Genomic DNA, 13,578 nt, shown 5'->3' with positions numbered 1-13,578 from the left:
GGGGTGGGTTGGGTGCGTTGGGTGGTGGGGTGGTTACCGGGTGAGGTGGCGTTGTGGATTCGCGGCGGATACTTCGGACGACGCGGAGGGGCGTTCCGGTTGGACCGCGTTGAGGGGAAGTTTCGGCTGGACTGGCGTTGTGGAGCGGCTCCGGTCGGGTTGGCCGTGCGCGGCGGTTCTTGAGGGTTCGGCTCGCGAAACCGTGGTTGCGTGGGGCACCCCGAAGTTTGATTGTCCTGACGGTCTGGGGGTGCTTGTCAAGGCGGGAAAGATGCCTTGACAAGCACCCCCAGACCGCAGAGAAGGCTTCGTATCGGGGTTGGGGCAGGGCCGGGTGCCTCGAACTTTGGGTGCATCGGTGCGGGAGAGGGGCCGGGTGCCTCGATCGTGGGTGCAGCGGCGCGGATTGGTAGACGGGAGGGGCTGGGTGCCTCAAACGTTGGGTGCACTGGTGCCCGTTGGGATCGTGGTTCGTGAGGGGAACCTTCACGGACTCTGAGTCCCTCAAGGGGACCCTCACGGCCAGCCTGCCCAACCGCACCCGCGAACGCCGCTCACCCAGTCACCCAAGCCGCGCGTCCACCCGCAGCCGATGCACCCGACTATCGAGGCACCCAGCCCCGAAACCGCACCGGTGCACCCAAGGTTCGAAGCACCCGGCCCCTCCCCCGCACCCCGATACGAAGCCTCCCTGCGGTTCGGGGGTGCTTGTCAAGGCATCTTTCCCGCCTTGACAAGCACCCCCGAACCGTCAGCACAATCAAGCTTCGGGGTGCCCCACGCAACCACCAGCGATGTCGCCGCCAGGCGACGAGCCGAACCCCGAACCCCGACACCAAGCGTCAAATCTCCGACCGCTCAGCAACCGCCTCCCACAACGCGCCCAGATCGTTCAACATCCCCGCAATCTCCGCCCGCCGGTCCTCCGGGCAGTCCGCGAGCAACGCCTGGTCCAGCTTCCGCGTCCGCCGAGTCACCTCGCGGAACGCGGCCGCTCCGTCGTCGGTCAACGTCAGCACCTTCGCCCGGGCGTCATGCGGCGCGGGCCCCCGGGCGATCAGTCCCCGGTTCTCCAGCCGCCGGCAGACATCCGCCATCGTCGAAGTGTCCAGCGCGACCGCCTTGGCCAACGCGGTCTGGTCGAACCCGGGATAAGCCCGCACCGCCGACAACACCGCGAACTGCGGTCCGGTCAGCACCGAATCGACATGCCGATTCCAAGCCGCCAAATACGCCTGATACAGCCGCCGAGCCCCGTACCCGGGCGCCGCGGCAAGATCTGTGGGCGCCTCCAGGCTGACCCGCCGCCCCGCCCGCGGGCCGCCCTTCGCTGACCCACCTACTGCTGTCGACATCCCTCGACCTTAACTACGCACCCGCGCCCCAGCAGCCCGTCCGGTCCGCCGGAGCCTGTCCCCGCATCCCTGTCCGCCCACAATAGTACGTCCCCGGACAAAGTGCGGCCCGGGCACAGGCCGCTCAGGCAACACCGGCCGATTTCTGCTGATTCCGGTCGAACAGGGCCGCGCCGCCCATCAGGAACAACTGCGCGACCACCCGATCCAGCCGTCGCTGCCGCCACGCGGTGGCCAGCAACCCTCGATGCGCGGCCAGATGATCGGCCAGCACGTCGTGGCCAAGATTGTGCGCACGCCCGAAATGCCGGTAAGCCGCGCGGTAATCCCGCACCGCCAACGCCGCCCGGCCCCGGTCCATTTCGCCTTCGTACTCAGCGTCTGCCATCAGACCTCCCCGTTCACGTCTTCTCCGATCCCCTTCCCTTGCAGCATAGGCAAAAACCGGGAGCAACCGAGCAGCACACGAGGTCGCCCAACACCCGATTCGGGCACCGACAAGCGATTCACACGACATGGCAACCAGCAACGGATGAATACCCCGCAATCGAACGAATTCATCCCGAAAATCGCATCCTCGCCGACATAGTCCGAGACGGAGTTCTGGCGGCCGGGCTGTCCCTGAAGCACGCCGGGACGGACGCTGGCGCGGCAGTCAGCGTCGGCAGAGCGGACCATCGCGGCGTAGTCGTCCACTGGTACACGAGCAGCCAGCTCAGCGACGCACTGATGGCCGAGGCGATGCGCGCGGTCCTCACCGAGGGCGGGCTCGAAGCCGCGCGGACGGAGTCCAGCGACGCCCTGGTGGCTCGGCGGCTGGCCGTATCTCCGTGGCGAGCCTGCCGCGACGCCGGGTTCGAGGCCCGGTACTAGAGGACGCTGGCGAACTGCCCGAACCCCGACTGCGAGACACACCATCCGAAGCAGGGGCAAACCCCGTAGCGCCAGAGGGTTCAAGGTCGGGTAGCCGCAGCGACGAACAGCGGCACCGCCGCGAAGAACCGGCCGTCGCGGGCGCGGGTGGTTTGTTCGGCGATCCACCCGTCGGCGAGTTCGCGCTCGATCGTTCCGGCCGCACGAGCCGCTTCGGCTAGGCCGGTCGCCATCGGCAGCATCGCGGCGGCGGTGAAGACCGCGGTGGGCATCTCGACCGCAACGTCGGTGAACCCGTTGTCCAGCAGCAGAGTCCGATAGGAGCGGGCGACCGTGGGGTTGGTCACCAGGTCCGCGCGGGCGTGGACGATCGTGCGGGTCAGCAACGGGTCGTCGGAGTCGATCACGACGGTGTCCCAGTCCTGGCCCGCCAGCACGATCCGTCCGCCCGGTGCCAGCACGCGGCGAGCCTCGGCGAAGGCTGCCGGCACATCGCGAACGTCATGGAACACCTTGTCCGCGCGATACCCAGCCACAGCACCGTCGGCGAGCGGCAGCGCTTCCGCGGTCCCGGTCTGGAAGTCCAGCCGCGGCCAGCGCTGTCGGGCGGCGTCGAGCATCACCGGGTCGGGGTCGACGCCCACCGCGTTCGCGCCGAGGCCGGCGAGTTCGGCGACGGCCCGGCCGGAGCCGCAGCCGACATCTACCACCGCCTGTCCGGGATCGAGGTGCAGCAGGTCGTAGGTACGTGCGCGCAAGTCGGCCGCGCCGGGCAGAGCGTCGGCGGCGTCGAGCAGGCGGATGAGGGTCTCGGTGGACATGTCCGCCATGCTGCGACTTAATGACGACATGAAGTCAAGCGAGCTGACCATCGGCGCGGCAGCCGACCGCTTCGGGCTGGCGACGCACGTCCTGCGGCACTGGGAATCGGTCGGCCTGCTGACCCCGGCGCGAGTCACCGGATCCCGCCGCCGCTACGGCGAGGACGACCTCCGCCGGATCGCGGTCATCCTGCGAGCCAAAGAAGCCGGGTTCAGTTTGGAGGACATCGGCGCGCTGCTGACCGCCCGCGAACCCGGGCAGCGCACACACCTCCTGCGCCGCCGCCGGGCCGAACTCGCCGCCCGGATCGCCGAAGTTCAAGCATCGCTCGACCTGGTCGAATGCGCCCTCGGCTGCGGCCACGACGATCTCGCGTCGTGCCCGCATTTCCAGGCAGTCGTCGACAGCCGGGGCTCAGCCTGAGGGCCGGAAATGCGGGCACGACGCATCACCACTCCGGCCGCGAACTCCCCAGTCGAGGAGTCGTCCCAGCCCAGCGCGGCGGGGTCTCGCTCATCCGGATCACCGGACCGAGGCTCTTCAGATCGCCGTAGATCGTGTCGTCATCCGAAACCGCATAACGCTCGAATTCCGCCGGCGAAAGACGGCCGGGAGCATCCGCGTAATCAGTCAGCAACCCCTGCCGCTGCAACAACATCGACGATTGGCACAGCGAAACCCGCACGTGATAAGACCCGCCTTCCCTGGCCCTCCGAGCCAGCGCCAGCATCGCGCCGTAACTCCCGAGGAAGCCGGTCAGGAAGTCGCACAGGTACACCGGAGTCAACTGTGGACGGTCGCCGCCCTGAACAACGCAGGCGCCGGTCACGGCTTGCGCGACCTGGTCCCATCCGGCACGCATTCCGAACGGACCGCCGGAGCCGAAGCAGTTCACGCTCACGTAGACGATTCCCGGTCGCAGTGCCGCGAGATCCTCCGGGCCGAAGCCGTGGGCGGACATCCGGCCCGGGCGATAGCCTTCGACGAACACATCAGCGGCGCCGGCCAATGACCGCAACCGGGCCGCATCGTCCACTGTGGAGTAATCGAGGTAGGCGCTTCGCTTGCCGTGGCTGGTATCCCGGACGAACGGCGCGACTTGAGGCAAGTGCGGAGCGGTCACCATCAGCACGTTCGCGCCGTGTTCGGCCAGGCTCAGCGCGGCGGTCGGGCCAGCGAGAATACGGGTCAGGTCCAGGACCCGGACGTCGGAAAGAGGCGAAGCACCGCCGTCGGGCAGCGGAGAAGGGGCGCTGTCAGCGATTTTGGCGATCTCGACAACCGGGCGCGAGGCCAGGTAGGAACCGTGCGGGTGCGCGAGCCATTCGTCCGGCGTGCGAACCACTCCCCCGCACGCGCCGGCGGCGGCGATGGCGTCCTCGAGGTCGTCGGCCTTCCACTTGGCGACCGCGGCGGCGACTGAGGACGGCGTCGGCTCGCAGCCGAGGACGTCCAGGACCCGGCGTTCCAGGTGCGGCAGGTTGAAATGCGGCAGAAACCAGCGTCCGTCGGCGGTCGGCCAGGGCTGGGTGAGCGCGACCATGTGCTCGACAGCGGGCGAAAGCGGCGCGGGACGGTATTCGCCGTCCGCGGCGCGGATGAGCGTCATGTCTTCGCCGCCGAGAGCGGTGGCCGCGGCGGCGCGGACGTCGACGTCGATCTTCTGCCGACGTCCGGTCCGCAGTTCCCACAGGTCGTTCGCGGCGACAGCGCGGGCGGCGAGTGCGTCGGCGAGGGTTTCGCCGATCCGGAACGGCGACGCGAAAAGCGGGTCCGCGCCGGTAATGGTGACCTCGTCGGCCGCCGGGCGCGGGGCGTCGCGCAAGGTCATCAGTTCGTCGAAGGCGGGCATTCTCTTTCCTTTCAGGCCGAAGCGACGTCGACCACGATGCGGCCGGTACCAGCACCGGCCAGGAGCGAAGCGGCGGCGTCCTTGGCGTCGGAGAGCGGGACGACGCGCGTCACCGAGTCCAGGAGCGCCGGGTCGAGCAACTGAGCGAGGCGCTGCCAAGCGGCCTCGCGGCGGAGCGGCGGCGTGCGGACCGAGTCGATCCCGAGCAGGGAAACGCCGCGCAGGATGAACGGCAGGACAGTGCCGGGATACTCGGCGCCGCCGGCAAGTCCGCAGGTCGTCGCGACGCCCGAATGCTGGAGACCGGCCAGTGCACCGGCGAGGACCGGACCGCCGACCGCGTCGACCACGCCTGCCCAGCGCTGTTTGCCCAATGGTTTGCCGGAAGACGTCAGTTCGGCACGGTCCAGGACATGCGCGGCGCCCAATGCGGTGAGTTGCGAGGACAGTTCGGAAGGGCGGCCGGTGGCGGCGATGACCTCGTATCGAGCCGCAGCCAGCAGCGCTACCGCGATCGAACCGACGCCGCCGCCCGCGCCGGTGACCAGGATCGGGCCGGTTTCCGGGGCCAGGCCGTGGCGTTCCAAGGCGAGCAGGCTCAGCGCGGCGGTGAATCCGGCGGTGCCGATGGCCGCCGCGCGGAGCGGGCCGAGTTCCGAGGGGACGCGGACGAGGTCGTCGCCGTTGACCGCGGCGAGGCCTGCCAGACCGCCGTGCAGGTCTTCGCCGAGGCCCGCGCCGTTCAGCGTGACCAGGTCGCCCGCCTGCCACCGAGGATGTCGAGACGCGAGCACCTCGCCGGTCAGGTCGATCCCGGCGATCAGCGGATGCCGCCGGATCACGCCGGGGCGGCCGTGCAGCGCGAGCGCGTCTTTGTAGTTGATGCTGGAATAGCGCACGCGGACGACGGTGTCGAGGTCGTCCAGCATGGCCGGGTCGAGCTGCTCGAGCGTCACACCGTCGCGCGCGATCCAGCCGGGGAAGGCGGTGATCTCCTGGTCCATGCTTTCCACGGTAGAAATCCGGAGCCTGGCAGGGAAATGCCCGTCACAGCGACGCCATGCGCGGCGGGCATAGCTGGGTAGGCTGCCGGACATGGAGGTCGAGCTGCGGCATCTGCGCGCGTTCGTGACGGTCGCGACGTGCGGCACGTTCACGGCCGCGAGCCGCGAGCTGCTGATCACCCAGCCGGCGCTCACGCGCACGATTCAGCAGATCGAGGAGTCGGTCGGAACTCGGCTGCTGGAACGCACGCCGCACGGCGTCGAACCGACCGAGGCAGGCGGCGAACTGCTCGGACGGCTTCGCGTCGTGTTGCGCGATCTCGACGCCGCCCTCGCCGCGGCGGGCGGAAATGCCGGGCTGCGGATCGGGTTCCAGTGGGCGCTGCCGGATCCGTGGGCGAGCGATCTGCTGTCCGCCTTCGAAACCGCGACCGGCGCGACTGCCACTCTCCTGCGCCGCGACGACATCGTGGCAGCCCTGCATTCCGGGGACGTCGACGCCGCATTGGTCCGCGGGGACGTCGACGCGTCCGGGATCAGCGGGACGTTGCTGTTCGAGGAAGACCGGCTCGCCGCCGTCTCCGCGAGTTCGGAACTGGCGGCGCGCGCGGAAGTGGACTGGGCGGAGCTGGCCGCGCATCCGGTGGTCGTGAACACGGTCAGCGGCGCGACCAGTCCGCTCGACTGGCCGCCGGAAAACCGGCCCGCGCAGGTGATCCAGTGCGGCAGCTACGACGAATGGCTCACGATCATCGCGTCCGGCCGGGCCGTCGGGTCGACCACCACCTCCGCCGCCGAGGCACACACCCACGCGCGAGTCGCGCATCTCCCGCTGCGGAACGCGCCCCGGGTGGCGCTGCGCCTGCTGTGGCCGGCGCGCCGGTCAAGCGACCCGTTGCTGCGCCGGTTCAGCGAACTGGCGCATTCGGTTCAGCGAGCGTCGTAGTCCGCGCGGGACTTTTCGATCTTCGCCAAATGCTCGACGCTCCATTCCAGCAACGGCGCGGTCGCTTCCCGCAGGGTCCGGCCCATCGCGGTCAGCTCGTAGGAAACGTGCGGCGGCATGACATTGTGGACAGTCCGGGTGAGAATCCCGTCGCGTTCCAGATCTCGCAGCGTGACGGTCAGCATCCGCTGGCTGATCCCCTCGATTTCCCTTTTGAGTTCGGTGAACCGCCGCGGTCCGTCGCGCAGCATGCGGACGATCAGCAGCGCCCACTTGTCGCCCACGATCGCCAGGACCGCTCGGGTCCGGCACACGTCGTCGGCCATGGTTACCTCCGGAGAACCGGGGCACTAATTAGTGCCTTATTGCCCGCCTCGGCGCGGACGATCACGATGGTTCTCGAACAGTACCGAGTTACTTCCGGTAACCGTGAATCCCGTGATGAGGAACCCTAGAATGACGACGTTTCTGCTGGTCCACGGCGCTTGGCACAGCGGCCGGGCCTGGGACCGGGTGGTCCCGCTGCTGGAATCGGCCGGGCACCGGGTGCTCGCGCCCTCGCTGACCGGCTACGGCGACAAGAAGCACCTGCTCAGCCCGGAAATCGGGCTCGACACCCATGTCCAGGACATCGTGGACCTGCTCCGCGACGAGGAAGACGTGGTCCTGGTCGGCCACAGCTATGCCGGGCTGGTCATCTCCTCCGCCGCCAACGAGATGCCGGACCGGGTCGCCGAGCTGGTCTATCTCGACGCGATGGTCCCCGAGGACGGCGAAACCGCGGTCGACGTCCAGCCGATCAGCCAAACCCTCATCGACCTGGCCGCACAGCACGGCGACGGCTGGCGCGTCCCGCCGCTGCCGGAGCAGCCCGCGCCGTTCGGGCTGTTCGGCGTCACCGATCCGGACGACGTCGCGTGGGTGCGCGAAATGCTCTCCGACCAGCCAGTTCGCTGTCTGCAAGAGCCAGTGCGGCTCGACAACCCGGCCGTGCGCGCGATCCCGCGCACGCACATCCGCTGCGTCGGCGCGACCCCGGAGGGCATCACCCGCCGCCCGGTCCCGGCGATCCAGCCCAACGGGACGCCGTCGCAGGTGTGGGAGCTGCCGACCGGGCACGACTGCATGGTCACGATGCCGGTCGAGCTGAGCGAACTGCTGCTGAAGCTCGGGTAGTCCGGCCGCTCCCGCTTCAGACGTCCGCGAGGGCAAGGTGCCCGCTGAGCAATGTTGCCCAGTGGGCACTTTTGTGGCTACCTTGGGAGCAGCACTCCTGGGGGAAGGACGTCGAGCCATGCCGAGAACCGTCGCGCCGGAGGAAACCGATCCGTTCACCCGGCGCGTCAAGATCGGCGTCGCCGGGGCGTTGTCCGGCATGGCGCTGGGCATGCTGGACAGCTATGTCGTGGCCACCGCGCTGCCGAGCATCGCCGCGGATCTCGGCGGTCCGGGGTCGATGACCTGGATCATCACCGCGTACGCGCTGGCGATCGCGGCGTCCACCCAGGTCTGGGGCAAGCTCAGCGACCAGTTCGACCGCAAAGCGGTGTTCCTGCTGTCAGTGGCGGTCTTCCTGGCCGGTTCGATGCTGTGCGGGCTCGCCCCGGACATGGGCGCGCTGATCGGTTTCCGCGCGCTGCAAGGGATCGGGGCCGGCGGGCTGCTCGTCGGCGCGATGGCGATGGTCCAGGTTCTGGTGCCGCCCAAGGAATCCACGCGGATCTCGAGCTGGACCGGACTGCTGCTGGGCCTCTCGCTCGTCGGCGGCCCGCTGGTCGGCGGCTTCCTCGCCGACGCGCTCGGCTGGCGCTGGATCTTCTACGTCAACGTGCCGTTCGGGCTGCTCTGTCTCGCCGGGACAATCATCGGGGTCCAGGCGCCACCGAAGAGCGGGAAAGCGCGAATCGATTACGGCGGAACGGTTTTGCTGGTCGTCGCGGTCGTCAGCTTTACCCTGGCCACCAGTTGGGCAGGCACGCGCTATGCCTGGAGTTCGCCGACGATCCTCGGATTGTGCGCGGTGGCAGTCGGCGCACTGACGGCGTTCGCCTTCGTGGAACGCCGCTGTCCCGAGCCGCTCGTGCCGTCCCGGATGTTCCGCACCCGCAATTTCGCCCTGGCGCAGGTGCTCGGCTTCGCGTTCAACGTCACCATGGTAGCGACGGTCGCCTTTCTCCCGCTGTACTTCCAAAACGCGCGGGGGGTGCCGCCGTCGCTCAGCGGGTTGCTGCTGATCCCGATGACCGCCGGGATGGTCGCGGTGATGAACGGAAGCTCGAAGTACATCCGCCGCACCGGCCGTTTCCGGATCCTGCCGATCATCGGCAGCGCGTGCGTCGGCGTCGGCATGGCCGGGGTCTGGCTGCTCGGGCCGGAGACTCATCCGCTGGTCGCATCGCTGGTCGGGCTGCCGCTCGGGGCCGGGCTCGGCTGCCTGATCCAGAACACGATCCTGATCATCCGGATCAGCGTCGAACCCCGCGACCTCGGCGCGGCACTGGGCATGGGCTCCCTGACCCGGACGCTCGGCAGCGGCATCGGCGCGGCCCTGTTCGGCTCGCTTTACGTCGGCGCACTAACCCGCGGCGGAACCGGACCGGCCGCGGTGACCGACGGGTTGCACGCGGTTGCCGCCGCGACGCTCGTCGTGGCGGCGCTCTCGCTGACCGCGGCGTGCTTCGTCCGCGAGATCCCGCTTACTGACCGCTTGCCGCGCTGACGTCCATTATGGACGATCTAGCTCGGCGGCAGAGCGCACTCCAGCAACACCTCAGCCGCCGCTCGCGCATGACGGCCGTAGCCAGGATCGCCGAGAACCATCGCCCGGCTCGCGGCTCCGTCGGCCAGCGTGACCAGCTGCTCGGCGAGCGCGGCGGGATCGGCGGCCCCCAGCTCCGCGACAAGATCAGTGACCAGCTGGAGCATCAGCAGTTTCTGTTCCCGCGCGTAGGCGTGCACCGCGCTGTCCGGGTCGGGGTACTCCGCCGCCGCGTCCACGAAGAGGCAGCCGCGCACCGGCTCGGACTCCGGCAGCTCGAACATCGCCAGAAGCCGTTGCCGCGGCGGGAGATCCGCGCGGGTCAGCACGTCGTGCAGGGTGCCGCCCGAGCGGACCAGCTCCCGCAGGTAGGCGACGACCAGATCGTCCTTGACCGGGAAATGCAGGTACAGCGTCCGTTTCGACACCGGGGCCGCGGCGGCGACCTGCTCCATCGTCGTGCCGGTGATGCCGTGGCGGGCGAACAGGTCCGCGGCGGCGGCCAGTACGCGCTCGCGTCCACCGCGCCCGGCCCGGCGCGCCTTCTCCTCGACCATGCGCCCAAGTGTACAGAAACGTTTACTTAAGCCGCCCGAGCCTGCTACCGTCCTTAGGTATACGAGATAGTTTACCTAAGGAGCGCTCCCGATGGCCCCCACCGAACTCGCCGACGCGGCCGCGACCCTGATCCGCGGGCGGCGGGCGACCCGGTCGTTCCGGCCCGATCCCGTGCCGGACCGCACCCTCCGCGAGATTTTCGGCCTCGCTGCCGCCGCGCCGTCCAATTCCAACGCGCAGCCGTGGCAGGTCGAAGTCGTCAGCGGGGCAACGCGGGACCAGCTCGCCGACGCACTGGTCACCGCGCACGAAGAAGGTCGCCGGTCGGTCGATTTCCCTTACAGCGAAGCGATTTACGAAGCCGTGCACCAAGAGCGCCGGGCCGCGGCGGGCGGCGCGTTGTACGGCGCACTGCAGATCGGCTTCGACGACCACAAAGCGCGTGCCGCCTACGACGCCCAAAGTCTGCGCTTCTACGGCGCCCCGCACGTCGCGCTGCTGTTCGCCCCGGACACCGCCGAAGCCCGGCTCGCGGCGGACGTCGGGATGTACGGCCAGACCCTGCTGCTGGCCATGCAGGCACACGGAGTTTCCAGCTGTCCGCAAGGGTTGCTGAGCTTCTACGCGGACACGGTCCGGGAAACGCTCGGCCTCGAAAGCGGGAAACTGCTGTTCGGGATCTCGTTCGGCTACGCCGATCGCGCCGCGCCGGTCAACCGGTTCGCGGTCGGACGGGCGCCGCTCGCGGAGACCACCCGGTTCCACGGCTGAGCCGCACGCCGGGCCTCGGGTGCACTGTCCGGAAAGGACTCCCCCCGGCTGCCTCGCGGCGCCGTCGGCATTCCGGCCCGGGAGCTTCCGATGGACGTGCTTGCCTGCGGCACCGCTGAAGAATGCCGCCGCGCCGCCCCTGCCGACGGCCGCTGTGCCACGACGACGCAGCCCCGGCGAACCGCGCTGTCAGCCGGAAGACTCGCAGGCCTCGCGCGCCGGCACCCCGCAGCCGAGCCGGGCCCAGACCGTCTTGCCGCCGGAATGCTCGTGCACGCCCCAGTCGTCGGCGAGCCGGTCGACGAGCAGCATTCCCCGCCCGCGCGCCCGCTCGAAGTCCGGCGGGCGGACCCGCGGGCGGCCCGGCTCCGGGTCGTCCACCTCGATCACCACGACGCACGGCCGGGACAGCACGGTCAATCGCGCATAGGACGGGCCCGAGGTGTGCTCGTAGGCGTTGGAGGCGAGTTCCTCGATCACCATCAGGACGTCCGCGAGGTGCTCCGCCGACAGGTGGCCCAGCGACTTGCCCGCCCAGGCGCGCACCCGCGGCAGCGCCGAGACTCCGGTGCCGCGCAGGTCCAGTACCCAGGGTTCGTCGTCCGGGCCGGTCACAGCCGGTCCCTCTTCCACAGGCCGGGACAAAAAGCCCCCTCTCCGGCCGACGGCGCGACGGGGCGCGAGGACCTGTCCGTGCCGGTAAACGCCGCCGCGCTTGCCCGCCCCTCGCCGCAGCCGCTTGACATCACGTGGGGCAGTCCCCTTTTCGTTCTCGACTTCGCCGGTGCCCATTCGGGCGTACCCGGACAGGGCCGACTTCACACCTGTTCCCGCACATCTCTGGACCCCGGCACCGGTTCGGTTACTGTCGCTGCATGCCGCCTCACGCGCCGGAGCCCGAATCGCGCACTCGTCTCGCCGAAATCCTCGGCGCCGGGGCGACCGACGCAGACCTCGGCGAGGAGCTCGCGAAGATCCTCGCCCGCGCTTGCACCGTCCTCGACGTCGACACCGCGACCGTGCTGCGGCACGACGCGCGCTGGCAGCGTCTCGTCGCCATCGCGGCCGCGGGGCTCGAGGAGGAGGTCTACCAGGGCGTTCAGGTCCCGGTCGGCGCGGGGTTCGCCGGAGCCGTCGCGGCGCGCCGGGAGCCGGTGGTCATCGACCAGGTCGACAAGACCACGGTGCTCAACGCGCTGCTGTCCGACCGCGGGCTGCACACCATGCTCGGCGTCCCGATGCTGGCCGGCGCCGAACTGGTCGGCGTGCTGCACATCGGAGCCGTGCGGGAGCGCAGGTTCACCACCGACGACATCGAAACCTTGCGGCTGCTCGCCGACCGGCTCGCCGCCGTGCTGCAGGCGGAGATCATGCACCAGAACCAGGCCGCGACCATCGCCCTGCAGCGCAGCCTGCTGCCCGGCGTCCTGCCCGTCATCGACGGCCTGCGCCTGGCCGCCCGCTACGTGCCGGGCGCGGAGGCCGGGCTCGGCGGAGACTGGTACGACGTCTTCCGGCTTCCCGAGGGCCAGACCGGCATCGTGATGGGCGACGTGTCCGGGCACGGCCTCGAAGCCGCGGTCATCATGGGACGGCTTCGCAGCGCACTGCGCGCGTATGCGCTCGACTGCGACGATCCCGCCGAAGTCCTCGCCAAGCTCGACCGCAAGGCCAACCACTTCGAGCACGGCGTGATGGCGACGGTCGCGTACGGCATTCTCAGACCCGGCCACGACAGCATCGCGCTCTCGCTCGCCGGGCACCTGCCGCCGGTCGTCGCGTCGCCGGGCAAACCCGCGGAACTCGTGGCGGCTCCGCCGGATCCGCCCGTCGGCTTGACTGTCGGGGCCACCGTCGAGCGGCGCACCACCCACGTCGAACTGCCGCCGGAAGCCGTCGCCGTCTTCTACACCGACGGTCTCGTCGAGCGGCGCGACCGGCTCGTCGACGCGGGCATGGACCAGCTCACCGCGCTGGTCCGGCCGGAGGACCCGGAACGGGCCTGCGCCCGGATCATGGCCGCGATGGTCGGGTCCCGGCCCCCGCAGGACGACGTCGCACTCGTCGTGCTCCACCGCACCGCCGGGGCCGGAACGCCCTGATCACTTGCCGGCCAGCGCCTCTTCGAGCGTGCGGTACAGCGGCAGGCTCTGCTCCAGCCCGGTCAGCTGGATCGGCCGCAGGGTCGCCCGGCCGGACGCCACGATCCGCACCTCGGTCCCTTCCGGGGCCTCCCGGCACGCGGCCAGCAGCACGGTCAGCCCCGCCGAGGCGAGGAAATCGACCCCTGTCAGGTCCAGCACCAGCACCGAGGGCTTCCCGGACACGGTTTCGGCGACCGCTGCCGTCAATTTCGGGGCGGTCCCGAGGTCCAGGTCCCCGTTCAGGGCCAGCACCGCCGCGGGAGCGCGGTCGGCCCGGTCGATCGACAGCGAACCCGGCGGGTCGATCACCGGGTCGGTCAGCTCACTCATCGCTCTTTCCCTCCTCAGGAAGCCCGGCGCGCTCGCGTCCGGGCAGGAAAAGTACGCGGCTGGCTGCTCAACCGCGAATAGCATGCCTTACGACGGCGGCCACGCACGAATGCCGTCGCGGGAAATGATCTCGGATCGCCGGAGGGCCGGCAGCGCGGGGGCGCC

16 protein-coding genes are annotated in these 13,578 nt (G+C 69.9%); 7 read left to right on the top strand and 9 right to left on the bottom strand.

The features are described from left to right. Window positions 1-842 precede the first annotated feature (842 nt). On the bottom strand, window positions 843-1,355 hold the full coding sequence (locus ABD156_RS00835) for a MarR family winged helix-turn-helix transcriptional regulator (RefSeq protein WP_344264673.1): 513 nt from the start codon (window positions 1,353-1,355) through the stop codon (window positions 843-845). Window positions 1,356-1,479: 124 nt separating this feature from the next. Next, window positions 1,480-1,743, bottom strand: coding sequence for a DUF3703 domain-containing protein (locus ABD156_RS00830; RefSeq protein WP_344264670.1), 264 nt, complete (start codon window positions 1,741-1,743; stop codon window positions 1,480-1,482). 341 nt (window positions 1,744-2,084) lie between these two features. Here ABD156_RS00830 and ABD156_RS00825 point away from each other — a divergent pair, with 341 nt between their 5' ends. Beyond that, complete coding sequence (locus ABD156_RS00825; RefSeq protein WP_344264667.1) at window positions 2,085-2,228, top strand: hypothetical protein; 144 nt, start codon at window positions 2,085-2,087, stop codon at window positions 2,226-2,228. 80 nt (window positions 2,229-2,308) lie between these two features. On the opposite strand, the gene ABD156_RS00820 is transcribed toward ABD156_RS00825, so the two are convergent. Further along, on the bottom strand, window positions 2,309-3,049 hold the full coding sequence (locus ABD156_RS00820) for a methyltransferase domain-containing protein (RefSeq protein WP_344264664.1): 741 nt from the start codon (window positions 3,047-3,049) through the stop codon (window positions 2,309-2,311). A 28-nt stretch (window positions 3,050-3,077) separates the two neighbouring features. Here ABD156_RS00820 and ABD156_RS00815 point away from each other — a divergent pair, with 28 nt between their 5' ends. Further along, entirely contained in the window at window positions 3,078-3,473 is a 396-nt protein-coding gene (locus tag ABD156_RS00815; protein WP_344264661.1) for a MerR family transcriptional regulator, read from the top strand. A 25-nt stretch (window positions 3,474-3,498) separates the two neighbouring features. Here ABD156_RS00815 and ABD156_RS00810 read toward each other — a convergent pair whose 3' ends face one another. After that, window positions 3,499-4,902 carry a CoA transferase gene (locus tag ABD156_RS00810; protein WP_344264658.1) on the bottom strand — a complete coding sequence of 468 codons (1,404 nt, stop codon included), beginning with the start codon at window positions 4,900-4,902 and terminating at the stop codon, window positions 3,499-3,501. An 11-nt stretch (window positions 4,903-4,913) separates the two neighbouring features. Continuing rightward, window positions 4,914-5,906, bottom strand: a complete 993-nt coding sequence (locus ABD156_RS00805; RefSeq protein WP_344264655.1) for an MDR family oxidoreductase — start codon at window positions 5,904-5,906, stop codon at window positions 4,914-4,916. 91 nt (window positions 5,907-5,997) lie between these two features. On the opposite strand from ABD156_RS00805, the gene ABD156_RS00800 reads away from it, so the two are divergent. Then, complete coding sequence (locus tag ABD156_RS00800; RefSeq protein WP_344264652.1) at window positions 5,998-6,852, top strand: LysR family transcriptional regulator; 855 nt, start codon at window positions 5,998-6,000, stop codon at window positions 6,850-6,852. On the opposite strand, the gene ABD156_RS00795 is transcribed toward ABD156_RS00800, so the two are convergent. Continuing rightward, the gene (locus ABD156_RS00795; protein WP_344264649.1) at window positions 6,837-7,178 is read right to left on the bottom strand and encodes a winged helix-turn-helix transcriptional regulator; all 342 of its coding nucleotides are present in this window, start codon (window positions 7,176-7,178) and stop codon (window positions 6,837-6,839) included. The genes ABD156_RS00800 and ABD156_RS00795 overlap by 16 nt on opposite strands. A gap of 130 nt (window positions 7,179-7,308) precedes the next feature. Between ABD156_RS00795 and ABD156_RS00790 the strand changes: the two genes are divergently transcribed. Both ABD156_RS00790 and ABD156_RS00785 read left to right on the top strand, forming a co-directional pair. Beyond that, window positions 7,309-8,028, top strand: a complete 720-nt coding sequence (locus ABD156_RS00790; RefSeq protein WP_344264645.1) for an alpha/beta fold hydrolase — start codon at window positions 7,309-7,311, stop codon at window positions 8,026-8,028. A gap of 118 nt (window positions 8,029-8,146) precedes the next feature. After that, on the top strand, window positions 8,147-9,571 hold the full coding sequence (locus ABD156_RS00785) for an MFS transporter (protein ID WP_344264642.1): 1,425 nt from the start codon (window positions 8,147-8,149) through the stop codon (window positions 9,569-9,571). Between the two features lie 17 nt (window positions 9,572-9,588). On the opposite strand, the gene ABD156_RS00780 is transcribed toward ABD156_RS00785, so the two are convergent. Continuing rightward, window positions 9,589-10,167, bottom strand: a complete 579-nt coding sequence (locus tag ABD156_RS00780; RefSeq protein WP_344264639.1) for a TetR/AcrR family transcriptional regulator — start codon at window positions 10,165-10,167, stop codon at window positions 9,589-9,591. Window positions 10,168-10,258: 91 nt separating this feature from the next. Between ABD156_RS00780 and ABD156_RS00775 the strand changes: the two genes are divergently transcribed. Further along, a complete protein-coding gene (locus ABD156_RS00775; protein WP_344264636.1) occupies window positions 10,259-10,939 on the top strand; it encodes a nitroreductase in 681 nt (226 codons plus the stop codon). A 189-nt stretch (window positions 10,940-11,128) separates the two neighbouring features. On the opposite strand, the gene ABD156_RS00770 is transcribed toward ABD156_RS00775, so the two are convergent. Continuing rightward, on the bottom strand, window positions 11,129-11,554 hold the full coding sequence (locus ABD156_RS00770) for an ATP-binding protein (RefSeq protein WP_344264633.1): 426 nt from the start codon (window positions 11,552-11,554) through the stop codon (window positions 11,129-11,131). A 260-nt stretch (window positions 11,555-11,814) separates the two neighbouring features. Here ABD156_RS00770 and ABD156_RS00765 point away from each other — a divergent pair, with 260 nt between their 5' ends. After that, the gene (locus ABD156_RS00765; protein WP_344264630.1) at window positions 11,815-13,041 is read left to right on the top strand and encodes a PP2C family protein-serine/threonine phosphatase; all 1,227 of its coding nucleotides are present in this window, start codon (window positions 11,815-11,817) and stop codon (window positions 13,039-13,041) included. Here ABD156_RS00765 and ABD156_RS00760 read toward each other — a convergent pair whose 3' ends face one another. After that, a complete protein-coding gene (locus ABD156_RS00760; protein WP_344264627.1) occupies window positions 13,042-13,413 on the bottom strand; it encodes an STAS domain-containing protein in 372 nt (123 codons plus the stop codon). Window positions 13,414-13,578 lie beyond the last annotated feature (165 nt).

The organism is Amycolatopsis albidoflavus (assembly GCF_039525725.1).
GTDB classification, from domain to species: Bacteria; Actinomycetota; Actinomycetes; order Mycobacteriales; family Pseudonocardiaceae; genus Amycolatopsis; species Amycolatopsis albidoflava.
The sequence above is the reverse complement of the archived record's forward strand: the minus strand, read 5'-3'. Positions and strand labels throughout refer to the sequence as shown.